Annotated in this window: 18 protein-coding genes and 1 tRNA gene; 9 read left to right on the plus strand and 10 right to left on the minus strand. The window is 66.9% G+C overall.

The window, feature by feature from the left end; all coding sequences use genetic code 11:
• Positions 1-224: 224 nt before the first annotated feature.
• From BJ970_RS39405 to BJ970_RS08200, 6 genes are all read right to left on the minus strand, one after another.
• Complete coding sequence (locus BJ970_RS39405; protein WP_184725571.1) at positions 225-770, minus strand: cousin-of-CoaP protein; 546 nt, start codon at positions 768-770, stop codon at positions 225-227.
• 50 nt (positions 771-820) lie between these two features.
• Entirely contained in the window at positions 821-1,630 is an 810-nt protein-coding gene (locus BJ970_RS08180; RefSeq protein WP_184725573.1) for a protein-sorting L,D-transpeptidase LdtCP, read from the minus strand.
• 401 nt (positions 1,631-2,031) lie between these two features.
• The gene (locus tag BJ970_RS08185) at positions 2,032-2,544 is read right to left on the minus strand and encodes a GNAT family N-acetyltransferase (protein WP_184725574.1); all 513 of its coding nucleotides are present in this window, start codon (positions 2,542-2,544) and stop codon (positions 2,032-2,034) included.
• Positions 2,545-2,811: 267 nt separating this feature from the next.
• Positions 2,812-3,582 carry an ABC transporter permease gene (locus BJ970_RS08190; protein ID WP_184725577.1) on the minus strand — a complete coding sequence of 257 codons (771 nt, stop codon included), beginning with the start codon at positions 3,580-3,582 and terminating at the stop codon, positions 2,812-2,814.
• Entirely contained in the window at positions 3,579-4,562 is a 984-nt protein-coding gene (locus tag BJ970_RS08195) for an ABC transporter ATP-binding protein (protein ID WP_184725579.1), read from the minus strand. The genes BJ970_RS08190 and BJ970_RS08195 overlap by 4 nt, the downstream gene beginning before the upstream one ends.
• Positions 4,546-5,019 carry a MarR family winged helix-turn-helix transcriptional regulator gene (locus BJ970_RS08200; RefSeq protein ID WP_312864157.1) on the minus strand — a complete coding sequence of 158 codons (474 nt, stop codon included), beginning with the start codon at positions 5,017-5,019 and terminating at the stop codon, positions 4,546-4,548. Before BJ970_RS08200 ends, BJ970_RS08195 begins: the two co-directional genes overlap by 17 nt.
• Before the next feature lie 98 nt (positions 5,020-5,117).
• Here BJ970_RS08200 and BJ970_RS08205 point away from each other — a divergent pair, with 98 nt between their 5' ends.
• Entirely contained in the window at positions 5,118-5,594 is a 477-nt protein-coding gene (locus tag BJ970_RS08205) for a MarR family winged helix-turn-helix transcriptional regulator (RefSeq protein ID WP_184725581.1), read from the plus strand.
• Between the two features lie 48 nt (positions 5,595-5,642).
• Positions 5,643-5,727 (plus strand) — tRNA-Ser (locus BJ970_RS08210).
• A 389-nt stretch (positions 5,728-6,116) separates the two neighbouring features.
• Here the strand turns inward: BJ970_RS08210 and BJ970_RS08215 are convergent.
• A complete protein-coding gene (locus tag BJ970_RS08215; RefSeq protein ID WP_184725583.1) occupies positions 6,117-7,538 on the minus strand; it encodes a hypothetical protein in 1,422 nt (473 codons plus the stop codon).
• A gap of 303 nt (positions 7,539-7,841) precedes the next feature.
• On the opposite strand from BJ970_RS08215, the gene BJ970_RS08220 reads away from it, so the two are divergent.
• Positions 7,842-9,362: an MFS transporter gene (locus BJ970_RS08220; protein ID WP_184725585.1), complete on the plus strand. Its 1,521-nt coding sequence runs from the start codon at positions 7,842-7,844 to the stop codon at positions 9,360-9,362.
• Positions 9,363-9,457: 95 nt separating this feature from the next.
• Here the strand turns inward: BJ970_RS08220 and BJ970_RS08225 are convergent, their stop codons facing one another.
• Both BJ970_RS08225 and BJ970_RS08230 read right to left on the minus strand, forming a co-directional pair.
• The gene (locus tag BJ970_RS08225; protein ID WP_312864158.1) at positions 9,458-10,618 is read right to left on the minus strand and encodes an endonuclease/exonuclease/phosphatase family protein; all 1,161 of its coding nucleotides are present in this window, start codon (positions 10,616-10,618) and stop codon (positions 9,458-9,460) included.
• A gap of 122 nt (positions 10,619-10,740) precedes the next feature.
• The gene (locus BJ970_RS08230; protein ID WP_184725588.1) at positions 10,741-12,261 is read right to left on the minus strand and encodes a M28 family metallopeptidase; all 1,521 of its coding nucleotides are present in this window, start codon (positions 12,259-12,261) and stop codon (positions 10,741-10,743) included.
• Between the two features lie 211 nt (positions 12,262-12,472).
• Between BJ970_RS08230 and BJ970_RS08235 the strand changes: the two genes are divergently transcribed.
• Positions 12,473-13,450, plus strand: coding sequence for an NAD(P)H-quinone oxidoreductase (locus BJ970_RS08235; protein WP_184725590.1), 978 nt, complete (start codon positions 12,473-12,475; stop codon positions 13,448-13,450).
• A gap of 76 nt (positions 13,451-13,526) precedes the next feature.
• On the opposite strand, the gene BJ970_RS08240 is transcribed toward BJ970_RS08235, so the two are convergent.
• Positions 13,527-14,726, minus strand: a complete 1,200-nt coding sequence (locus BJ970_RS08240; RefSeq protein ID WP_184725592.1) for a cysteine desulfurase-like protein — start codon at positions 14,724-14,726, stop codon at positions 13,527-13,529.
• A 145-nt stretch (positions 14,727-14,871) separates the two neighbouring features.
• Between BJ970_RS08240 and BJ970_RS08245 the strand changes: the two genes are divergently transcribed.
• The 5 genes from BJ970_RS08245 (at position 14,872) to BJ970_RS08265 (ending at position 22,633) form a co-directional block, all read left to right on the plus strand.
• Positions 14,872-15,402, plus strand: coding sequence for a bacterial proteasome activator family protein (locus tag BJ970_RS08245; RefSeq protein WP_184725594.1), 531 nt, complete (start codon positions 14,872-14,874; stop codon positions 15,400-15,402).
• Between the two features lie 1,170 nt (positions 15,403-16,572).
• Positions 16,573-17,436 carry a galactan export ABC transporter permease subunit Wzm/RfbD gene (gene wzm, locus BJ970_RS08250; RefSeq protein WP_184725596.1) on the plus strand — a complete coding sequence of 288 codons (864 nt, stop codon included), beginning with the start codon at positions 16,573-16,575 and terminating at the stop codon, positions 17,434-17,436.
• 16 nt (positions 17,437-17,452) lie between these two features.
• On the plus strand, positions 17,453-18,271 hold the full coding sequence (wzt, locus tag BJ970_RS08255) for a galactan export ABC transporter ATP-binding subunit Wzt/RfbE (protein ID WP_184725598.1): 819 nt from the start codon (positions 17,453-17,455) through the stop codon (positions 18,269-18,271).
• A complete protein-coding gene (glfT1, locus tag BJ970_RS08260; protein ID WP_184725600.1) occupies positions 18,268-19,182 on the plus strand; it encodes a galactofuranosyltransferase GlfT1 in 915 nt (304 codons plus the stop codon). The genes wzt and glfT1 overlap by 4 nt, the downstream gene beginning before the upstream one ends.
• Before the next feature lie 148 nt (positions 19,183-19,330).
• Positions 19,331-22,633 carry an arabinosyltransferase domain-containing protein gene (locus BJ970_RS08265; protein WP_184725602.1) on the plus strand — a complete coding sequence of 1,101 codons (3,303 nt, stop codon included), beginning with the start codon at positions 19,331-19,333 and terminating at the stop codon, positions 22,631-22,633.
• Positions 22,634-22,718: the final 85 nt, after the last annotated feature.

The raw sequence follows: 22,718 nt of genomic DNA on the forward strand, positions 1-22,718 counted from the left end.
CGCGATTTCAATGGAAATCAAGCAGTAATGGTGTCCGGCGAAGAGAGGGGGAGTACTTCGCCGGACACCACTACAGGGGGTGTGGCCGTTTGAGCCGAAACGACCACTTGGAGTGCGTAGTGATCTACGCAGCACCGAAATTTAGTGCCGATCAAGCACCGCTAGCCAGCCGTAACCCGAGCAGTACAACGTTCGGGTTACGCAAACCAGTCGGCCGGATGATCTCAGCCGGTGACCGCGTGGTGGCCGCGGACCGGGTCCGGGGTGGGCGCGGTCGGCAGCGGGTTGGCGGCCGACACGGCCTTGTCGGAGGTGGTCGGCGCGCCCGGCCCGCCGGGCACGTTGGGGCCACCAGGGCCACCGGGGCCACCGGGGCCGCACGGGTCGGACCCGCCGGCGGAGAACCAGCCAGGCATTTCCTCGCCGGGCTTGAACCAGCCGGGCTTGGACTGGGCAGCCCAACCGGGCTTGGACTCGCCGGCCTTGCACGGCTCGGTGGGCACGGTGGGGGTGGGCTTGTAACCGCCCCCCGGGTGGTCCACGATCGGCGCGTTGACGCAGGTGTTGGCCTGCGGGGACAGCACCGGCACCACGGCCCCGAGCACCGCGATGTTGTTTCCGCACAGCTGGATCGGCAGCACGCTCAGGTTGTTGTCGTTGCCGATGTTGATGCCATCGTTGTCAGCGCTGTCCGCGAAGGCCGGTGCGCCGCCAGCCAGAATTCCGGCGCCGGCGGCGAAAATCCCGGCGAGGCAAGCAGTTTTGCGCATTCGTCGAACTTCCTTTTCTGTCGTTCTTCGGGAATCTCCATCCGCGGCGATCACCGCAGGTGGACCAGGGTGCCCAACGGCAGGGTGGTCAGCAGCCGAAGTGCGTCGTTGGGCACCCGAACGCATCCGTCGCTGCTCGCCTGACCGAACACTGAGGGGTCGGGCCAGCCGTGCAGCGCGACCGTGCCGGGACCGCCGCCGTAGGTGCTGAACGTTTCCGAGTGCACGCCGAGCGGCAGGATGATCGGGCTGAACCGGGTCACGGTCTCCTCGATCGCCGCCATGATGAAGGTCCGGCCGCGCGGTGTCGGTGAATCCGGCGCTCCGACCCCGACGACCCACTCCCCGATCGCCGCGCCGTCCTTACGCACGCGGAGCCGGCGCGCGTCGATGTCGACGTCAACATCGTAGGGCGACCGGGCCCGCTCGACCTGGCCGTCGGTGCGCACCCAGCCGGACGCACCGTTGGGTCGCGACGGTAGCAGCACCTGCGCCCACCGTCCGCGTTCCGCGATCACCGGCACCCAGGTGGGGTTATCCAGCTGGGTGGCGGGGAGTCGTGCGAACACGGCGCCGTTGGGCGTCTCGTACACGGCGATGTCCTGCTTGACGTGCAGCACGACGCCGTCGGTTTCCGCGTTGGGCGCCGGATCCTGTGGCGCCTTGGGGAAATCGGCGAAGGTGGTCGCGGGGGCCTGCATGCCGAGGTCGGCGCGCGCCATCGCGTGCGCCGGATCGATCGACGGTGCGCTCGCGCAGCCGGTGAGGGCCAGGCAGAGCACGCCGAGCACGACGGCCGGCGCCGCACGGACTCGACGATCGGCCCGATCGGGGGGTCTGGTACCTGTTTTGCGTATCATGATCAGCTCCTGGCCCGTTGGCGTACCTGTTCTCGGCAGCGTCCGGCGAAGGCCGGGAAGCACCTGCGGCGGGCAGCCTGATCTGCGAGATCAGGTGCCGCAGGGACGCTAACCTGGGCATGGCGGCCACCGACGCGGACCAACCGGATCTCGATCACGGGCATCTACGGCCTGATCAGTACAAACAGCTCATCGCGACCACCGACTTCGGAGCGTTACACAAGGTCCTTCGCTCGATCGTGTGCGATCTTTACCTCTAACGAGCGACAGCGGGCTAACAGAACCGCGCCTACCCCACAGGCGAAAACCTTTTCACACCAATCGGAAGAACAATCAGGAGGGGTGAACGCACTCCAGGCAAACGGCTAGGTGCGCGCGAAAAGTCGTACTTTGACCGGATTTTAAGTCGACGAAGCCAATTCCCGTTGCAGCAGCAAGGTATCTATCCAACGGCCGAACTTGTGGCCCACGCTGTGCAGCCGACCGGCCTCCCGGAAGCCGCAAGCGCGGTGCAGCGCCGCCGAGGCATCATGACCGTCGTCGGCGATGACCGCGATCATCTGCCTCGCCCCGGCTCGCGCGCTATCGGCCATCAGGGTGGTGAGCAGCAGCCTGCCGAGACCTCGGCCGGTCCACCCCGGCGCGAGGTAGACGGTGTCCTCGACGGTGTACCGATAGGCGGGCTTGGGCCGCCACGGTGCGGCGTAGCCGAATCCGACGATCCGCGCCTCGACCTCGACGACCAGGAACGGCAGCCCCTGTTCCGCTAGTGTGTCGAGCTTTTGCCGCCAATGCGCCGCATCCGGCGGAACGGTCTCGAACGTGGCGGTGCTGCCGTTGACGTAGTGGGCGAAGATCTCGGCCACCGCGGCGAGGTCCCCGTCGGCGCCTCGCCGCACTTGTTCCGGCGCCATCGACCACTCCCTATTACGACGAGTACTGTCCGATATGGACTTTCCGAGCTCGCGGAGGCTGAAGCCCCATCTCGGAGTCCGCAACGTGCCTCCGCGACAGAAAGCCCACGACGGCGGCACGTTATGCGTGAGCCACCGAACCTGGGCCGGAATCCTCGGTGATTTCAAGGCGGGTCGTCCTGACCACTGATCGCCGAGTTCGGGTTGAGAGCGAGGGGCGCCCGTCATCAAGTTGCTTGGTTGAGGACGCCCCTCGCCTGGCGTGAATCAGTCCAGGGCTCGGCGGAGGAAGAACTTGATGCCGAGGGCTCCGAATACGATTGTGGCGATCAGCAGGGCTAGGACGCAGACCCAGGGCGGCATGTGCGGGACGTTCGGGAGCAGAGCTCCGCGCATGCCTTCGCTGACGTAGGTCAGCGGGTTGATCGCGCACAGGATCTGGAACCAGCGCAGGTGTTCCAGCTGCGCCCACGGGAACTGGGTCGCTCCGGTGAACATCAGCGGCGCCAGGATCACCGCGAACATGATGTTGATCCGGCGGGGCGGCACCGCCGCACCCACCGTCAGGCCCACCGCCGCACCAGACAGCGAGCCCAGGACCATGCACAGCAGGGCGAACGCCAAGCCGCCGAGATCCCAGTCGATCTCGCCGAGCATCCACATCCCCAGCGGCACCATCAGCACCGCCGCGAGCAGGCCCCGGAGCGCGCCGAACAACATTTTCTCCACCGCCACCCAGCTGATCGGCAGCGGCGCCAGCAGGCGATCCTCGATCTCCCGGGAGAACGAGAAGTCCAGCACCAGCGGGAACGACGTGTTCTGCAACGAAACCAGGAATGCGTTGAGCGCGATCATGCCGGGCAGCAGGATCTGCGCGTAGCCGGGCTGGGCGTAGCCGAGTTCGCTGAGCACCTTGCCGAAGATGAATAGCAGCGCCACCGGCTGCACCAGCACCTGCGCCAGGAAGCTCGGCAGCTCCCGACCGGTCACGAAGACGTCGCGGCCCAGCACCGCGGTGAACGCGCGGACAGGACTCATCGCAGTTCCCTCCCGGTCAGGTCGATGAAGACGTCTTCCAGCGTCGCCGACCCCAGTGACAAGTCGCTGACCGAAACTCGCTGCTCGTGCAGGGTTTGCGCGACCGGCCCGAGCAGTGCGGCGGGCTCGTCGCCCACGTACAGCCGCAACCGCAGCTCGGCCTCTGCATCCGGGTCCGTGCCGGTCGCGATCTGCTCGACCCGCTGCACGCCGCGCACATCGGATAACAGGTCGGCGACCTTGGCGGGGTCGTAGCCGTTGGGGCGCAGCGTGGCGTCCACCGTGCCGCTGCCCGGCAACGACTTGATCAGCGCCTCGGGGGTGTCCAGCGTCAGCAGCTTGCCGTGGTCGACGACGCCGACCCGGTCGGACAGCTTCTCTGCCTCGTCCATGTCGTGCGTGGTGAGCACGATCGTCACGCCCTCGGCGCGCAGCTCGTTGATCCGGTCGTGGACGAACAGCCTGGCCTGCGGGTCGAGCCCGGTCGACGGCTCGTCCAGGAAAAGCACGTCGGGCTTGTGGATCAGGGCACGTGCGATCATCAGCCGCTGCGACTGCCCGCCGGAAAGGGCGTCGACACGGGCCTTCGCCTTCTCCGCCAGGCCCATGCGGTCGAGCAGCTCGTCGGCCAACCGCTGCCGTTCGCCGCGCGAAATCCCGTGGTACGCGGCGTGCCAGATGAGGTTCTGCCGCGCGTTCAGGGAGCGGTCCAGGTTCACCCGCTGCGGCACGACCGCCACCTTGCTGCGCGCCGCGACCGGATCGGCCGCCACGTCGACCCCCGCGACGCGCGCCGACCCGCTGGTCAGCAGCACCCTGGTGGTCAGGATGCCGACGGTGGTGGTTTTGCCGGCGCCGTTCGGGCCGAGCAGCCCGAAGATCTCGCCGGTGGCCACCTGGAAGCTGAGCCCGTCCACCGCGTTCTTCTGGGCCTTGGGATATCGCTTGACCAGATCGGTCACTTCAACCGCAGTGGTCACATCCGCCTTCTTTCTCGTTCAATCCGCTCAGGACCGCGAGCAGGTACTTCCGGATCAGGGCCTCTTCCGCCGGACTGGCGTCCGGTTCGATCCGTCGGAACTCCTCGCGAACCCCCTGCCACGCGGCCTTCAGCGCCGCCCGGCCAGCCGGGGTGATGCGCAGTCGGACCACGCGCCGGTCGGTCGTGTCGCGCTGCCGGGTGAGCAGCTTGTCCGACTCCAGTGCGTCGATGACCGGAGTCAGCGTTGCCGGGCGCACCCAGCAGCGCTGGGCGACCTCGCGGTGCGTTTGGCCGTCCTGCTCGTCGATCGCGGTGAGCGCGATCATCGCGGTTCGGCTCAGGTCCGTGCTCCGTGCCACGGCCTGCTCCCAGTAGTGCGACAGCCGCCGACCGGTCAAACCGACCAGTCGACTCAACGGCATCCGCTGCGGATCTTGTTCCAGGAAGCCGGGCACGAGTCGATCGTACTCGCCATGAATGGTTAGGTGGCAAATTATTTTTGGGCCGGTTCAAAGTGGCGCCAGGACCGCTAACCGCCCGGTAACCTGGCGTAGTGACCGAGGTGACCGAGCAGCGAACCCAATGGCTGGACGACTGCGAGAGTGCATCCTGGCGCGCTTACATCGTCGGCAGCGCGCTGCTGGAGTACCGGCTCAACCGCGAACTGCAGCTCGCACATGGGCTCTCGATCGCGGACTACGAGATCCTCGTCCGCCTGTCCGAGCAGCCCGACCAGCAGATGAGGATGAGCGAACTCGCCAACGAGATCGCGCACTCCAAGAGCCGCATCTCACACCAGATCCGCCGCCTGGAATCGGCCAAGCTGGTGCGTCGGGACGAATGCCCCAGCGACGGCCGGGGCGTGCTCGCGGTGCTCACCGAGAAGGGACTGGCGAAGCTCCGCGAAGCCGCGCCCACGCACGTCGAGGGTGTCCGAGAGCACATGATCGACCTGCTGACCCCCGAGGAGCTGAAGGTGCTGGCAGGGGTTTTCGGCCGACTCACGACCCACCTGCGAAGCCTCGACTGACCCGACCGGCTGTAGGCCAATCTTCACCGGTTGGCTACGCTGCGGCGTGGAAGCGTGGCAGAGCGGCCGAATGCACTCGCCTTGAAAGCGAGCGTCGCGAGAGCGACCGGGGGTTCGAATCCCCCCGCTTCCGCTGCTATGACCAGGCAAAACAGGGCCCGCCGGGGATCTTTTTCGCCGGGCCCTGTCGCGGCTGGTCTCAATTCCCGTCTCAGTTGGCCTTCTTCCAGCGTTTCGGGGGCGACTCATTCGGCGTCTCCGCCAGAGTCTCCCAACCTTGTCAGCGACCATGCCGAGCGCGTTCTCCGGTCACATGCTTGTACCGCTTGCCATCGCGGCGTCGGGCCCCGACCCATCACACGCTCGGCAACGCGTTGAGTCACTCCGCGCTCGAACAGCCCGGACCAAAAGAACATGCACGGTGAGCTGCGGGATTTGCAGGCGAACCAGGCTCGTCGTGAAAGAGCACCCGGATTGCCGACCTACTGGCGAGCCAGCGGCCTCGCCGAGGTACGAAAAACGTCACTCGCTGATACCGATTGTCAACACTGTTCCATCCCGGCCAGCCGACACCGCCCGGCCATCTGCCGTTCCGTTTCGGGCGACCTCGCGCCACTTTCGCCAGAACCGCTGCGCAGTGCGGAAATATGAGCCTAGCCTTTGCTCCCCGAGATCGGCATAGACGCTTTCCTCCAGCCCGCGAAACACTTCCAGGCGCCTGTTGCCCGGTAACGCCATCGAGTAACGGGTTCCTCGGGCGCTCAGACCACCCGGCATACTCAACCGCTCGGACGTGTCGACCTCAACGGTGTTGTCCAGCGGGAACCCCTCTTGGCCGTGATCATCCCGGTACCGCCTTGGCACGTGGTACTTGGCTGCTACCTCGCCGTCTCCGGCGAACGTCAACACCGAAGCGGCGAAGGTGCGAGCGAGCACCTGAGAGAACCAGCTACGGCTCGCTTGTGGAATAGTGACTACCTGGGGAATCTTTAGATCATCCGCCGAAAATTCAGGCGGTCTCCTGTCCACGTCTTCTGGCTCTCCCAATTCTGGCGACTTCGTGCCGATCAGTTCTAGGTCATCCTGCGCTGGAGTTCGAACACCGAAAAATTCAGGCGGCCCTTCGACGTCCTCGCCAAGCAATTCGTCTAACTCGTCCTCCGAACCCGACCACAGATCAGTTTCGCCGGGCGGGTCGACTACACAAACCTTTACCCCGGAGGTCAACAGGCGCGAAGCAACCATCAGCGAAGCGAGGTTGCGGCCACCGATCTCTACCGCCCGGACCTGTGTACAAGCTTTCGCCAGTTGCCGGATCGCCTGAGACTCGGCAGGAGAGTGTGTTCCTTTGCACTCCAGTACGACGATCTTGAGTCCCCAGCCGCCGCTTGGGCGGCCGATTAGGAAATAGTCTGGGCGACTCTGTGTACCGTCCAGTTGGTTTACGGCCCCGACTTCAGGAATTCCTCGCGCCAGGGCAAAATCCGCATCGACCGGGTGAAATTCCCAACCAGGGTATTGTTTTCGCAAGATTTCCTGTGCGACAACAAGGGCAAATCCGATGCCGAGATATTCAGACTGCGCAACCTTGTGATGGTAGACGACATCGTTCCCCAAGGGCGAAAGCGATAGACGACCCGCCTTTGTCTCCAATGCGGCGCAGTAGCGAAGTTGTGCCCAGTGGCGTGAAACGTGCGCAAATGGCGAGTTGCCGTCAAACGTCGTGGCCACGCCAACTTGCCGAAGCACCTCGACGGGAGCAACGCGCATTACCAGAGGAAGCGCAACCGGCACGACACACGGATCTTTCCGGAAGAAGTAGGCAGGGTTTTCTGTGGATTTCCGCCGAGCCTCGTTAAGTACCCTGTCGACCAGTAGCTGAGATGAGTCGAGTTCGATGGCTCCCTCTTGCCTCAAAAGGCGCAACACTTGCTCGATAGCCACGTGTTCCAGCCTCCGGACCGTTGATCATTTTCGCGGTGCAGACGTTACGTAAGCGTGCGACCCTGCAACAAGCCTTGATCAACAGTGCCACCCGTTCGGCTTCGAACCATCCGGCGTACAGCTAGCAGGGCAGCGGGAAAGTGTCCGAGCTACCCCCAAACCGGCTCTGGCCATGAACAGGACTCGGCAGGGGTGGTCTCCCGCCGGGCTCCGCTGTTGGTTGCCGGTGCCGCCGTTCGAGGTGGTTTCCGACCGGGTCTTTCGGTACTTCGTCGGATGTCGGCGCTGGGCAATTGTTGCGGTATGAGCAAGCCGAACTCCACCGGGCCGGATGGGCCGACCGACGCCGCGGTGGTGGGTGGCGCGGAACCCGGCATTCGGCCCGGACGGGGTCCCCTGGCGACCGCGTGCTTGTCCACGTTCGTCGTCAACGCGAACACCTCCGCGGTGAGCATCCTGATCCCGTCCATCAGCGCCGACCTCGGGACGCCCGTCGAGGTGCTGCAGTGGGCGGTCACCGGGTACCTCCTGGTCGGGGCCGCCGTGATCGTCACCTCCGGGGCGCTGGGCGACGTCTTCGGGCGGCGGCGGTTGTTCCTCGCGGGGCTTGCCCTGTTCGTGCTGTCTTGCGTGCTCATCGCGCTCGCCGGGACCGGGTTGCAGGTCGTGCTCGGTCGCCTGATTCAGGGCGCGGCCGGCGCAACGATCTTGGCCTGCGGGTTGAGCTTGCTGTCGGTGGCGTCCTCCGGTGCCGCACGGATGCGGGCGGTCGCCCTCTGGGGCGCCGCCGCAGCGGCCGGGGCCGCGGCCGGCCCGGTGCTCGGTGGTGTGCTCAACGAATTCACCGGCTGGCAAGGACTGTTCTGGATCGACGCGGCGATCGCCGTCGCGTGCATCGCGGTCACGATGGGCACGGTCCCGGAATCCCGCGACCCGGACCGCCCACGGAAGATCGATCTGGCGGGTACCGGCCTGGTCGCCGCCGCGCTCGTGCCGTTCGTGTTCGCCATGACCGAGGGATCGTCCTGGGGTTGGCTGTCGCCGCCCACCCTGCTGTGCCTGGTCCTGTCGGTACTGGCCGTGATCGGGTTCGTGCTGGTCGAACGGCGCGTGGCCGCCCCGCTGGTCGACCTCGCCCTGCTGCGCAACATGCTCCTCGTGGGTGCGACCGGCGCGATCCTGATCGGGGCCGGAGCGATCGCCGCGCTCAGCTTCCTGGTGAGCTTGTACTTCCAGGCACCGGAGACCCTCGGGATGACCAGCTTGCAAGCGGGTTTGGCGACGCTGCCGCTCGCTGCGGTGGTGGTTTTCATCGCGCCGCTGGTCGCCCCCTTGGCCCACTACTTCGGGACGCGTCCGGTCATCGTCGCGGGCTTCGTGATCCTGACCGCCGCATTCGTGGTCCTCGCCGGAGTCCGGCCTTCCTGGGGGTATGGCGCGTTCGTCCTTCCGCTGATCGGTGTCGCCGTGCGGCTGGCGCTTTCCAACAGTCCTTCATCGGCGGTCGCCACTGCCGCCGTGAAGCGCGAACAGGTGGGCGCCGCTTCCGGGATCTCGAATATGGCGCGCTACGTCGGCGGGGCGGTCATGACGGCCGTCGTCGCCGGGATCTACGCGAAGGTCGCCAGTAGGATGGAAACCGGCGGCGCGGCACTCGCGGACGCGCTCGCCGGCGGCCTGTCGCTAGCGTCGATCGCGCTTGCGGTCTTCTCCGCGTGTGGTGTCGTGCTCGCACTGCTGGTCGCCCGCCGGCCGGCCAAGCCGGGACTCGGCGATTACGCCACCGCCACGAGCGCGACGACTCACACCCTGCCCCTGAGTTGACCAACGACGTCAAGAGGTTGCGAAGGAGCCAGTTCTTTGCGCTGCGGCGAGTTTTACCTGAACTTGGAATCCGGCGGTCCCGGCCGTCCCCTGATCTAAGGAATGAGGTCGGTCCAGACGAGGTGGTGGTCCGAAGCGTCGTTGAGCCGGGCCAGTTCGTCGCCCGAGGCCGGCCAGAAGACCCCGGAGCGCAGCGGAATCAAGGGCGCCGACGGCAGGACGTAGTCGACGCGGATGTTGCCGGGCGCTTCGTCGGTGAAGTCTGCCGTGTCGAAGAACGGGTCGCCGAGCTGGTGTTCGTTGGCACCGCCCTGGGCCGCGCTCGCCTCGACCGCTCCAGCGCTGCCCGGCAGCGGATCGATAACGCGAGGCGCGTAAAGGATCTGGCGGGCGCCGTTGCTGTCGCCGTCGAGCGGATCCGAGTTCTGGTCGCCGGCGATCACGAACCGGGCCCCCGGCGCCAGACCGCCGGTTGTGCCCGCGTCGTCGTAGATGTAGTCGGCCCGGCTGGGGGTGACGTAGTCCGCCCAGAAGCGGATTTCGTCCTGGTTGCGCAGGCCGTTGCGGTCTTCGGAGCCATCGAAGCTCGGCGGCGTCGGGTGCGAGGTCAGGAAATGCACGGTCTTGTCGCCGACATGGATCGGCAGGTCCCAGTGCGACTTCGACGAGAGTCGCAGCGACCGCTGCTCTTCCGGCGAGTACCAGTCCGCGGGCCGCGGCGTCGCCGGGTCGTCTGGGAGTCGAGCGCCCGGCATGTCGATCCACCGGAACCGCTGGAATGTGCGGGCTTGGCCGATCGGGTACTTCGAGAGCACCGCCATGCCGTACTGGCCGGGGAACGCGCCGAAGCCGAAGGCGTCGCCACCGCCGCCGATCGTGCCGTCGTTGTCAAAGTCCATCCCGGACGGCACTCCGGTGTTCACCGGGCCGATGTAGACGTACGGGTAGTCGATCGGATCGGCGCCGCGCTGGCCCCGCGCCAGGTAGTTAGCGCGGAACGCATCGACCGCCGCGCCGCCTTCGACGTAGTCGAACTCGTTTAGCAGCAGGACATCCGGGCGGACCCGCTGCACGACCTCGGCCACCTTGCGGGCCTGCGGATCGTCCGGTTCGGACAGATCCGCGAGAAGTTTGCCCTGGGTGGCGCGGTTGAGCGACGCGTTGAACGTCGCGAAGCGAACCGGCTCGGCCGCGGTCGCGACGGGTACTACCAGCACGGCAGCGAGGACGGCGACGGCGAGGACGACACGTTTCACGACGCAGTCCTTTCGGCGGAAGCGCATCGGGGATGGCGGCCCGGGTTCGGGGCCGTGAGTCCTTGGGCTAGCTGCCCGAAGGACTCACGGCCATAGTGCACCGAAACTCGAAAAACGGCCGGTCAGGCGAGGTTGTGGCCGTGCGGGACCTTGGGCTCCGTCGGGGCGTGGTGCTGCGCCATCAGGGTGCCCTGCGCGGCCCGCAGCTGCGCGCGCTGAGCGCGGCTCTGCATCCCGTTCACCGCCTCGGTGCTCTGCGAATAGCCGCCGACGACCGTCGCGAGAGCCTTCGCGTTCCGCTCCAGCGCGACCCGGTCCACATTGGCTAGGTTGTCCTTCGCCGAGTGGTAGTTCGGATCGTAGGCGACGCCCGCGGTGCCGCCCCACTTCGCCGCCTGCGCCTCGGTCTTGAGCTTCTCGGCGCCGGTGTCCAGCCCGCCGGAGGGAATCCCGACCGCGATGAACTCACCGTAGTCCGAGCGGCCGTCGAAGTCGTTGCCTTCCACCTCGATGCCCTGCGCGGCCATCGCGGCGATGAAATCCCGCTCGATTTGCCCGGATCCCTGCGGTCCCGGCCCGGCGCCGACGCCGTCGGAGTCGTCGCCGTCGTAGGCGAAGTAGCCGGCGTTCGGCGAGGCGATCATGTCGAAGTTCAGGTACAGGGCGATGTCGAGCCGCTGCTCGAAGCTCAGGCTCTGCACGTACTTCGTCGACCCGACCAGGCCGGACTCTTCCGCGCCCCAGAACGCGAACCGCACCGCGTTGTTGACCTTGGGGCTGCCGCCCAGCTTCAGCGCGGTCTCCAACAGGCCCGCGCTGCCGGTGCCGTTGTCGTTGATGCCCGGACCTTCGGGGACACTGTCCAAGTGCGCACCAGCCATCACGACGTTGTCGGGGCGGCCAGTGCGGGTCTGCGCCACGATGTTGCGGGTGGTGACGGTCTCCAGCCGGGACTGGATGTCCAGCTTCACCTCGGCGCCGGCCTGCCCGGCGAGCGCCTCGCCGACCTGCTTGCTGACCCCGACGCTCGGGATCCGCGCGGCTCCCGGGTCGCCGAGCGTGCCGTTGAGCGGACCGTCCACGTTGTTGTAGATGATCGCGCCCACGGCGCCGCGCTCGCCCGCCACCTGCTGCTTCTGCGCGAAGGTGCACGAGCCGCGCCGGATCAGCACGACCTTCCCGGTGATGTCCGCGCCGTCGTAGTCGGCGGCTTCGCAACCCGGCGTGTCATCGACCGGGGCGACGGCCAATGGCGCGGTGATGCCGCCCTGCGGGGTGGCCCGGGAGTACTCCAGGACGCCGCCTTCGGTCGGCTGACCGGCCACCGTCAGGCTGAACGAATCGAGGTAGTAAGCCTGGTAGGTGAACTCTGGCGTGGTGACGTCGAAACCCGCACCGCGGAGCTTGCCGACCACGTAGTCGACGCTCGCCTCGTAGCCCGGTAGGCCGGATGCGCGGTTCCCGCCGTTCTGGTCGGCAATCCGCTGCAACGCGATCAGGTGCCGGTTCACGGCGTCGCCGTTGATACGCGAGCCGAGATCGGCCGGCGCCGCGGTGGCGGGCGTGACGGTGCACAACGCGGCCGCGCAGATTGCGGCGAGAGCCGCCGCCGAGCGCCTGGGTGTGATGGTTCGCAAACTCATCATGCTCCCCGCTTCGGGTGGAATTTGTGTTGCCTAGCCTTGAGAGGATCACGCAGCGAAGTCAAGTCCGCACGGAGAAGAGTTAAGAACCGGGAATTTTTCCCATTTTTCCCGCATTGTCTGAGTGTTCACGGGTTTTCGCACCACATGCCGGGAAGCGCGTCACGTGGGCGGGCGCGAACCGCGATGCACCGGACTACCGTCGGCAGGTATGTACGCGATCTCGATCCGCGAGCCGGGCGAACCGGACGTGCTGGAATGGACCGAACACCCCGATCCGCGACCGGGTCCGGGCGAGGTGCTCATCGACATCGTCGCCAGCGCGGTCAACCGCGCGGACCTGAGCCAACGGCAGGGCAACTACCCGCCGCCGAAGGGTGCCAGTGAGATTCCCGGATTGGAGTGCTCGGGAACCATCGCCGAACTCGGGGAGGGCGTGACGGGCTGGCAGGTCGGCGATGAGGTGTGCGCGCTGCTCGCGGGCGGCGGTTACGCCGAACGGGTTGCAGTGCCCGCCGCGCAGGTGCTGCCCAAGCCCGCCGGGGTGGACCTCGTCGATGCCGCCGGGGTGCCCGAGGTCGCCTGCACCGTGTGGTCCAACGTCGTGATGGAGGCCGGGCTCCGGAGTGGACAGTTGCTGCTGGTGCACGGTGGCGCTGGCGGCATCGGGACCTGCGCGATCCAGATCGGCAAGGCGCTCGGAGCGCGAGTAGCGACCACCGCCGGATCGGCCGAGAGCCGGCAGCTGTGCGCCGATTTGGGCGCGGACCCGGTCATCAGCTACCGGGACGAGGACTTCGTCGCGGTCGTCAAGGAGGCCGGCGGGGCGGACGTCATCCTCGACAACATGGGGGCGTCCTATTTGGACCGCAATCTGTCCGCCCTGGCCCCCGACGGGCATCTGGCGGTCATCGGCTTGCAGGGCGGCCGGAAGGCCGAGCTGGACATGGGGAAGATGCTGGTCAAGCGGCTGCACATGTCGGTGCTCGGACTTCGCGGGCGACCGGTCGAAGGGCCGAACGGCAAGGCGGCGATCGTCGCCGACGTGCGGGAGCGGCTGTGGCCGCTGATCGAGGCGGGCAAGGTGCGGCCGCTGGTGCACGCGCGGGTGCCGATGCGGGAGGCCGCACGTGCGCACGCGATGCTGGAGGCTGGCGACGTGCGCGGCAAGATCCTCCTCGTGCGCTGACCCGCGGCGGCGCTGTCCGCTGGCCCCCAGCGGCGATTTCCATGGGAATCGCAATCCCAACGCGCCCAGGCCGACGTCAAGCGAGTTCGGCGACGGCTCGGACGAGCTGGTCCACTTCGGAGGCATTGGTGTAGTGGGCCATGCCGACGCGGACCGCGCCGCCGACCTCGCCGACCCCGAGCACCGCGAACACACCGTGCGTGCCCGGGTCCGCAAAGGCGCACACCCCTCGCTCCGCGAGGTGCTCCACCGCCTCCACCGCCTTGACGCCGTTGACCGTGAACGCCATGGACGGCACGCGCCGCATCGCGTCGCCGATCACCATCACGTGCCGCATCTTCCGCAGCCCGTTGGTCAGGTTGGCCAGCAGCCCGGCCTGGTACGACTTCACCGAGCCCAGCGAGGTCAACAGGCGCTCCCGACGCGGCCCGACCGCCGCATCGTCCAGACCCGCCAGGTAGTCCACCGACGCAACCAGCCCGGCCAGCAACGGATAGGCGGGCGGGCCGAGCTCCAACCGCTCCGGTCCACGCGCGCCGGGCTCCAACGCCAACGACGGCAACTGGTCGAGCACCGCCGCGTTCTTGAACACCAGCGCACCCACCGGCGGCCCGCCCCAAGCCGAAGCATTTACCGCCACCACGTCCGCGCCCATCGCGGTGATGTCCAACGGCACGAAAGGCGCCGCGGACGAGGCGTCCACCACGACCAGCGCGCCGTGCTCAGCCGCAGCTTCCGCGGCCTGCCGCACATCCGGCCGGGTACCGACCGCACCGGACGCGGCGGTGATCGCGACGACCTTAGTTCGCGGGTTGACCAACTCCTGGTACTGCCAGGTCGGCAGCTCGCAGGTCTCGATGTCCACCTCGGCCCACCGCACCGTGCCGCCCGAGCGTTGCGCCGCGCGCTGCCACGGCGCGACGTTGGCCGGATGGTCCAGCCGGGAGACGACCACGTCGTCCCCGATCATCCAGCCGTCGCCCAGCGCATCGGCGAGCCGCTGCAAAAGCACGGCAGAGTTCGGACCGAGCACCACCCCGGCCGGGTTGGCACCCACCAGGTCAGCAATAGCGCGACGGGCGGCCTCCACGATCGCCTCGGCGCGCTGCGATGCGGGAAAGATCCCGCCCGGGCCGGATACCGGGGCCCGCAGCGCGGTAGACGCCGCAGTCGCCACTTGTTCGGGAACCTGCATGCCCGCCGGAGCGTCCAGGTGGACCCACCCGTCGCCCAGCGCGGGGAAGAGCCCGCGAACCGCCGCGACGTCGAACGCCATGGGGGACACGTTACGGACGAGGCAACTTGATCTCGCTGCCGGGTGGCAAATATCGCATCACTCGCGCCGCCCACCCGCTGCCCGCCCCATGGGCGAGGTGCACCCTGAATTCTTAGCACCGGCACCGACAGGCGAGGATGGAGACATGACCCACGATCCGAGTGAGGGCAGGCCGCAGGTGTTCGTCGTCGGCGAAGACGGCAAGCCGATCGGGGCCGCCATAAACGCCGACGAACAGCAGGAACGCGGCGAGGACATCAACGACCTGGTCGAGCAGCCGGCCAAGGTGATGCGCATCGGCACCATGATCAAACAGCTGTTGGAGGAGGTCCGGGCGGCGCCGCTGGACGAGGCCAGCCGCACCCGCCTCAAGGAGATCCACCAGTCCTCGATACGCGAGCTGGAGCAGGGCCTCGCCCCGGAGCTCATCGAGGAACTGGAGCGACTGTCGCTGCCGTTCGCCCAGGAGTCGACGCCGTCCGAGTCGGAGCTGCGGATCGCCCAGGCACAACTGGTCGGCTGGCTGGAGGGCCTGTTCCACGGCCTGCAGACGGCCCTGTTCGCCCAGCAGATGGCGGCCCGCGCGCAACTGGAGCAGATGCGCCGCGGCCTGCCGATGGGCAGCACGGGCGAGGGCGAAACCGGCCACGCCCGCGGCACCGGCCAATACCTGTAACAGACAGAAGGCAACACGGCCACGACGGACATTGTTTGACCCGATGACGCCATGTGCTGCCCTGGACTGAGCGACCTTGATCCAGGGCAGCACTAATCTTCGTCCGACCAGCTGACCGGATCAACTAAGTTAAAGACACCATGGCGAGGCAAGCGGCTCAGAACCAGCTAGCTGACCGCCGCATGGTAAAGGACATCCGTAGACGGAACCGTGTCACGCGAACTGATTAGATTACTCCGATTAGGTGATCTCAAATCAATCCCGTTACCGCCCCCCGACAGCGTGAAATAGTGAGCCGTGAAGTGACCGCTTCACCGGGGTTTCCGATTGCGACCCCGGCCTGGGGAAGATAACTGGGAGCGTTATGTCCAGGAAAATCGGCCTATTCGCCGCTATCGCCGCGACCACGGCGTGTCTGATCGCTCCGGCGTCCGCCGCCGCGGAAGGAGCCGCGTCGGCAGGGGAAACTGCGGCAATGCGGGAGTGTCTACCCCTCGCGGAATGGTAACGAGATAGCCGCAGATGGCTGGGTCAGCGGTGATGGTAGCTCGGTGATCAGGGTCAGCATCTGGAAGCAAGTTTCATGGGGATTCGACGACGAGGTCGTTGTAGGCGGGGGTGTCAATAACGGGGTTCCCGTCTGGGCCAAGGGAGCTTATCGAGGCCCCGGGCCCTACTACACCCGAGTTATTATCCCGGGAGTGCCAATCCTGCGTGAAAGCGGTTACGCCAATCTGTAAAAATACCGCGCGGATTGGCATGGATCCTAAGAGATATTAGACTCGGTAAATGCCTCACTAAGGGACTAGCAGGATGTGACTTTTCTCCGAATCCTGCCCGAGTCCAGGTGCGCGATCTGCTTGGACAGTGATCCGAGATCGTCAAACAAGGCGGGCCAGCTCGGTCAGGCCTGCCAGCAGGTAGGCACGGGCATGGCGATCACATGATCTAGACAACCTCTTGAGCACCATGCCCGTGCCCGTATCTACATGCAGTTGGGTCGGCCACGGGTTTTCAAACACGCGTTTGGGACACTGCTACGGGCCGATACCCCGAATGGGACAGGCTGCACCCCACATGCAGCATTCCTTGGCAGTAACGAACCTCACGGAGGCCGCGGATGACGCCCTCGGCCAGAGGGCAACGCGACGATCGGTACTCTGACGCACTGTGCAGTCCACGAGCACGGTAGACCGCCCCGAAGCCCCGGCCGAGACTTCGTCGCAGACCTGGCGAAAAGCCTTCAAGGACATCCGCGACGCCCTCGGGCAGCGCCAGCTGTGGGCGCACCTCGGCTGGCAGGACATCAAGCAGCGTTATCGACGTTCGGTAATCGGCCCCCTGTGGATCACCATCAGCATGGCCGTCACAGTCACCGCGCTCGGTTTGCTGTACTCGCAGCTGTTCAACCAACCGCTCGCTGTCCACCTCCCGTACCTGGCCGTCGGCTTCATCATCTGGGGCTTCATCGGGAACTGCATCAACGAGGGTTCCGAAGTCTTCATCTCGAACGAGGGCCTCATCAAGCAACTCCCTGCGCCGGTCACGATCCATGTGCTCCGGCTGCTGTGGCGTCAGGTGCTCTTCTTCGCGCACAACCTCGTCGTTTACTTCGTGCTGATGTTGGTCTTCCCGAAGCCCCTCACGCTGGTCTCGCTGCTCGCCATCCCGGCGTTCGCCGTCCTGGCGCTGAACGGCGCATGGGTGATCCTCGTCGTGGGCACGATCTCGACCCGCTTCCGTGACATCCCGCCGGTGACCCAGAGCGTCGTCCAGCTGATGTTCTTCATGACTCCGATCGTATGGAACTACGACGAGTTCAAGACGAGCCCGAACCCCGCGATCGCGGAACGCGCCCAACTGGCCGAGATCAACCCGTTCATGCACTACCTGGAGATCATCCGCCAGCCGATGCTCGGCACTCCTATCGTGTGGCACCACTGGTTGGTGGTCGGCGTGATCACCGTCGTGGGTTGGGTGTTGGCCCTGCTTGTCCTGCGCAACTACCGTTCCCGTGTTTCCTACTGGGTCTGAGTGAGGCCGAACAACTGTGGTCAGCATCGATGTCTGGAACGCAGCGGTCGACTTCCCGATCTTCGACGCGAAGTCCCGATCGCTGAAGAAAGCCGTACTGGGCAAGGCGGGCGGCAAGATCGGCACCGACAGCCGGGTGCCGATCATCGAGGCGCTGCACGACATCAACCTGTCCTTGCGGCACGGCGACCGAGTAGCCCTGGTCGGCCACAACGGCGCGGGCAAGTCCACGCTGTTGCGCCTGCTCAGCGGCATCTACGAGCCGACTCGGGGTAGTGCTCGGGTGGTTGGCAAGGTCGCGCCGGTTTTCGACCTCGGGGTCGGCATGGACCCGGAGATCTCCGGGTACGAGAACATCATCATCCGCGGCCTGTTCCTCGGCATGAACCGCAAGGAGATGGAGAAGCGGGTTGACGAGATCGCCGAGTTCACCGAGCTCGGCGACTACCTGGCGATGCCGCTGCGGACCTACTCGACCGGCATGCGGGTGCGGCTGGCGCTGGGCGTGGTGACCTCGATCGACCCGGAGATCCTGATCCTGGACGAGGGCATCGGCGCGGTGGACGCCGAGTTCCTGGAGAAGGCGCGGGACCGGCTCAACGACCTGGTCAAGCGATCCGGCATCCTGGTCTTCGCCTCGCATTCCGACGAATTCCTGATCGAGCTGTGCAGCACCGCCATCTGGATGGACAAGGGCGGGATGCGCGAGCAGGGTTCGCTGCGCGAGGTGCTGACCCACTACAAGGGGTATGACCCCTTCGAGCACCTGAGTGAGGAAACCCTGGCCCGGATCGGCGAATCCGCGGCCACGATCGGGAGCAAAGAAGGCTCATGAGCACCGACTCCGCACAGCAGCTGCCTGCCGGGTCCGTAGTCGCGGTGATCGTCACCAGGCACCGTCGCGAGCTGCTGGCCGAGTCCCTGAAGGTAATCGCGAGCCAAACCCGGCTGCCGGACCATCTGGTGGTGGTCGACAACGGCCCGGAGCAGCCCGCACAAGACGTGGTGGCCGACTGCCCGATCCCGTCGACCTACCTGGTTTCGCAGCGCAACCTGGGCGGTGCCGGCGGCTTCGCGCTCGGCATGCTGCACGCGCTGTCGCTGGGCGCGGAGTGGGTGTGGCTGGGCGATGACGACGGTCGTCCCGCCGACGAGCACGCCCTGGCGACGCTGCTGGAGGTCGCGAAGCAACGTCGGCTTGCGGCGGTGTCGCCTGTGGTGGTCAACATCGACACCCCGGACAAGCTGGCGTTCCCACTGCGCCGGGGCCTGACCTGGAAGCGCCGGGTCAGCGAGCTCGGCGAGGGCGACTTCCTGCCGGGCATCGCCTCGTTCTTCAACGGCGCGCTATTCCGCGCCTCGACGCTCGACGTGGTGGGCGTGCCGGACTACCGGCTGTTCTTCCGCGGCGATGAGGTCGAGGTGCACCGCCGGGTGGTCCGCTCCGGGCTGCCGTTCGGCACCACGCTGAGGACCCGGTTCCTGCACCCTGATGGTTCCGCGGAGTTCAAGCCGATGCTGGGCGGCCGGTTCCACGCCCAGGACCCCTCGGATTCGGTGAAGCGCTACTACACCTACCGCAACCGCGGGTATCTGCTGTCGCAGCCGGGAATGCGCAAAATCGGGGCGCTGGAGGTGCTCCGGTTCGGGCTGTACTTCGTGGGCCAGCGCCGCGACCCGAAAGCGTTCAAGGAATGGCTGCGATTGCTCCGCCAAGGTCAGCAGGAGAAGTTCTTCCGCCGCTGACGAATCGGTCACCGTACCGTCACGGAACACTGAGACGGTCCTTAGAGCAACCTGAGACCGCAGCTCACGGCGTTAGCCAGGGTGTTTCTTTGCACACCCGCCGAACGCCGCGAAAGCGCCCGGACCAGCAACTACTATTCTCCCACCCGTGCTCAGTGGCCAGGAAGAAAGCCGCCGAACGGATGATGCTTCGGCGCACCCCGAAATAGACCGCCGGCAACCGTCAGCCCTCCGGCTGAAGCTGTTCGCGTCGGTCCTCGGGCTACTCGGCACGGCGCTCGCGTTGGCCGTGCCGTTCCTTCCGGTCAACTACAACGTCACGACCCTGAAGTGGCCGACGGCCGAGGGCACCAAGTCGGTGTCGGCCCCCCTGGTCAGCTACTCGCCGGTCTGGTTAAACGCCGAAGTGCCGTGCGCGGCCGTGCGCAGCCTCGACGCGCGCACCACCGGCCCGGCCACGTTGCTGAGCACGAACCCGCCGTCGTCGGACTACGGCAATCTCACGGGCCTCGTGTTGCAGGTCGACAACAGCCACCTGACGATGCTGACCAAGGGGCAGCAGGTGGGCACGGTGCCGCTGCCGGCGGGCGACTGCTCGGTCTCGCTGCACGCCGACGCCTACGGCACCACGGCCAGCGTCGGCAACGAGTCGCTGGCGAACCTGCGCGGCGACCAGCGTCCCCAGCTGACCGGCATCTACTCCAGCCTGAAGGACGGCGTGGACGACGTGCGCGGCCTGTCGTTCGAGGCCCGCGTCGACAACCGCTACGAAAGCCATGCGACCACGCTCAAGGTCGCGGCGATGGTGCTCGCGGTGCTGGCCTTCATCGGCTCGGTGATCTGCCTGCGGCGGCTGGACGTGCGGGCCGGCCGGCGCCCGCCGAAGCTGGCTCCGGCCGGTTGGTGGAAGCCGACATTCCGGGACGTCTCGGTGATCGGCGCGCTGATCGTCTGGTGGGTCATCGGCGCGATGACCTCGGACGACGGCTACATCCTGACCATCGCGCGGGCCCGCGAGAGCTTCGGCTACATCAGCAACTACTTCCGCTGGTTCGGCGTTCCCGAGGCCCCGTTCGGCTGGTTCTACGAGCTGTATTCGCTGTGGGTGCAGGTGTCGACGTCGACGCCGTGGGTGCGGTTGCCCGCGCTGCTGATGGGCATCGTCAGCTGGTTACTGATCAGCCGCGAGGTGCTCCCCCGGCTCGGCCAGCAGGTGCGACGCAGCAACGCCGCGGGTTGGGCTGCGGCAGCGGTGTTCTTGGCGTTCTGGCTGCCCTACAACAACGGCCTGCGACCCGAGCCGGTCGTAGTGCTGTTCTCGCTGCTCGCGTTGTGCGCCGTGGAGCGGGCCGTGGCGACCGGGCGGCTGATGCCGGCCGCGCTGGGCTTGGTCGTCGCGGCGCTCTCGGTCGGAGCGAACCCGCACGGCATGGTGTCCGTGCTGCCGTTCGTGGCCGCGATGAAGCCGCTGTTCCGGCTGGTGCGCAAGCGGGCCCAGGAGTTCGGCTGGATACCGGTGCTGGCGCCGATCGCGGCTTCCGGATTCGTGATCCTGACCTTGGTGTTCGCCGACCAGACCTGGCAGTCGGTCATGGACGCGACCAAACTGCGCACCGAGATCGGCCCGAGCCAGAGCTGGTACGAGGAGCTCAGCCGCTACAACCTGCTGTTCAGCCAGACGCCGGATGGCTCGATGACCCGCCGCTTCCCGGTGCTGCTGGTGATGCTGTGCCTGGCGACCTGTGCGGTGGTGCTGCTTCGCCGCAGCCGGATCCGGGGGGCGGCACTCGGCCCGAGCCGGCGGCTGCTGGCGGTCACCGCGCTGTCGTTCGTGGTGCTGATCCTGACCCCCACCAAGTGGACCCACCACTTCGGTATTTTCGCCGCATTCGGCGGCGCGCTGGCGGCGCTGACCGCGCTGGCCACGAGCAGCACCGTGCTGCGGTCCAAGCGCAACCGCGCCGCGTTCTTCGCGATGCTCATGGTGATCCTGGCGTTCGCGGCGACCGGGCCGAACGCCTGGTGGTACGTCTCGGGTTGGGGCGTGCCTTGGTTCAACATGCCGCCGCAGATCAGCGGCCACAACCTGAGCACGATCTTCCTGGGAATCGCGGGCATCGCGCTCATCGTGGCGTTCATCGAGCACCTGCGCATCGACGAGAACAACCCGAAGGTCGTCGACGAGCGCTTCGGTCGTGATGAAAAGCGCAGCCGGGCGCTGCGGCTGGGCACCGCGCCGCTGTCGATCATCTGCGCCTTGCTGGTGCTGTTCGAACTGGCGAACTTCGGCAAGGTCATTCAGAAGCAGTGGGGCAGCTACAGCCTCGGCGCGGACAACATCAAGCAGATCGTCGGTTCCAGCTGCGGGCTGTCGGACTACGTCTACGTGGAGACCAACCCACAGGTCGGCATGCTGCGGGTATCCAGCGATCAGCCGAGCATGGCCGCGCCGTCCGAGGACAAGGACATCGGCGTCCCGCCGAAGCGGCTGGAAGGCAAGGAAGACTCCAACCAGTACCTGCGGGCCAAGATGGTCGGCTTCAACCGGCCCGGTTTGCCGCCCGGCGACGGTTCCGACCCGCAGGAACCGGACTGGAAGCCGCCGCACCAGTTCGGCAACGACAACGCGCCGGTCTGGGGCAGCTACGACCCGACCGGCACCGGCACCGGCGAGTTGCGGACCCAGTGGTACGACCTGCCGGAGCGGGCGAAGAACACCGAGGTGCCGGTGGTGCTCTCGCTGGCCGGTGCGGAACTGGGCGCGAACTCGGTGGCGTTGGAGTTCGGCCACGACACCGACAAGGGATTCCTGATCACCGAGCGCAGGTACGTGGTGCAGGGCGGCGGCCCGGCATGGCGGGACTTCCGGTTCACCCTCGGCGGAAAGTCCGAAGGCGCCACCAAGATGCGGGTGGTGGCCACCGACAACTCCCTGGGCCCGAACGGCTGGGTGGCAGTGAGCGCGCCGCGGGCGCCGCAGCTGGTGAACATGACCGACTTCGTCAAGGACCAGCCGACGTTCGTGGAATGGACCGCCGCGTTGGTGAACCCGTGCCTGCAGCTGCCGGGCGTGCACAACGGCATCGCCGAGATCCCGAAGTTCCGGGTGGCGGCCGGGGCCGAGGTGCGCGACATCGGGCAGGGCTGGTCGTCGCCGGACGCGGGCGGACCGTTCGGCTGGCTCAACGTGGCGACCAGCATGCGGGAGTTGCCGACGTACCTGAAGAACAACATCCACCGCGACTGGGGTTCGCTGTACGCGGTCGACCCGTACGAGCCGGACGCGCTGCCCGCGCAGGCGGCGATGGACGTGCACCAGGAGACGCACTGGGGCATGTGGACGCCGGGCCCGCTGTCGAAGACTGTCCAGCTGCCGGGCGATGTCCCGAGCAGCGACGACCGCAACGACGTCAAGGGCTTCGAACCCCCCGAGGAAGAAAACGATCAGTAAGGGCGCGACCCCGGGCCCAAGTTCAGGCAAAACCGGGAGCCCGCGTCCCTGGCCCGGGACCGGCACCCCGGGTTCGGGGTTTCCG

Origin of the sequence: Saccharopolyspora phatthalungensis (assembly GCF_014203395.1) — a bacterium.
Classification (GTDB): Bacteria; Actinomycetota; Actinomycetes; order Mycobacteriales; family Pseudonocardiaceae; genus Saccharopolyspora; species Saccharopolyspora phatthalungensis.

Excerpts from the sequence above, each read along its gene's own strand:
- BJ970_RS39405 (WP_184725571.1), bottom strand. The coding sequence starts at position 770 with ATGCGCAAAACTGCTTGCCTCGCCGGGATTTTCGCCGCCGGCGCCGGA.
- BJ970_RS08180 (WP_184725573.1), bottom strand. The coding sequence starts at position 1,630 with ATGATACGCAAAACAGGTACCAGACCCCCCGATCGGGCCGATCGTCGA.
- BJ970_RS08185 (WP_184725574.1), bottom strand. The coding sequence starts at position 2,544 with ATGGCGCCGGAACAAGTGCGGCGAGGCGCCGACGGGGACCTCGCCGCG.
- BJ970_RS08190 (WP_184725577.1), bottom strand. The coding sequence starts at position 3,582 with ATGAGTCCTGTCCGCGCGTTCACCGCGGTGCTGGGCCGCGACGTCTTC.
- BJ970_RS08220 (WP_184725585.1), top strand. The coding sequence starts at position 7,842 with ATGAGCAAGCCGAACTCCACCGGGCCGGATGGGCCGACCGACGCCGCG.
- BJ970_RS08230 (WP_184725588.1), bottom strand. The coding sequence starts at position 12,261 with ATGAGTTTGCGAACCATCACACCCAGGCGCTCGGCGGCGGCTCTCGCC.
- BJ970_RS08235 (WP_184725590.1), top strand. The coding sequence starts at position 12,473 with ATGTACGCGATCTCGATCCGCGAGCCGGGCGAACCGGACGTGCTGGAA.
- BJ970_RS08240 (WP_184725592.1), bottom strand. The coding sequence starts at position 14,726 with ATGGCGTTCGACGTCGCGGCGGTTCGCGGGCTCTTCCCCGCGCTGGGC.
- BJ970_RS08245 (WP_184725594.1), top strand. The coding sequence starts at position 14,872 with ATGACCCACGATCCGAGTGAGGGCAGGCCGCAGGTGTTCGTCGTCGGC.
- glfT1 (WP_184725600.1), top strand. The coding sequence starts at position 18,268 with ATGAGCACCGACTCCGCACAGCAGCTGCCTGCCGGGTCCGTAGTCGCG.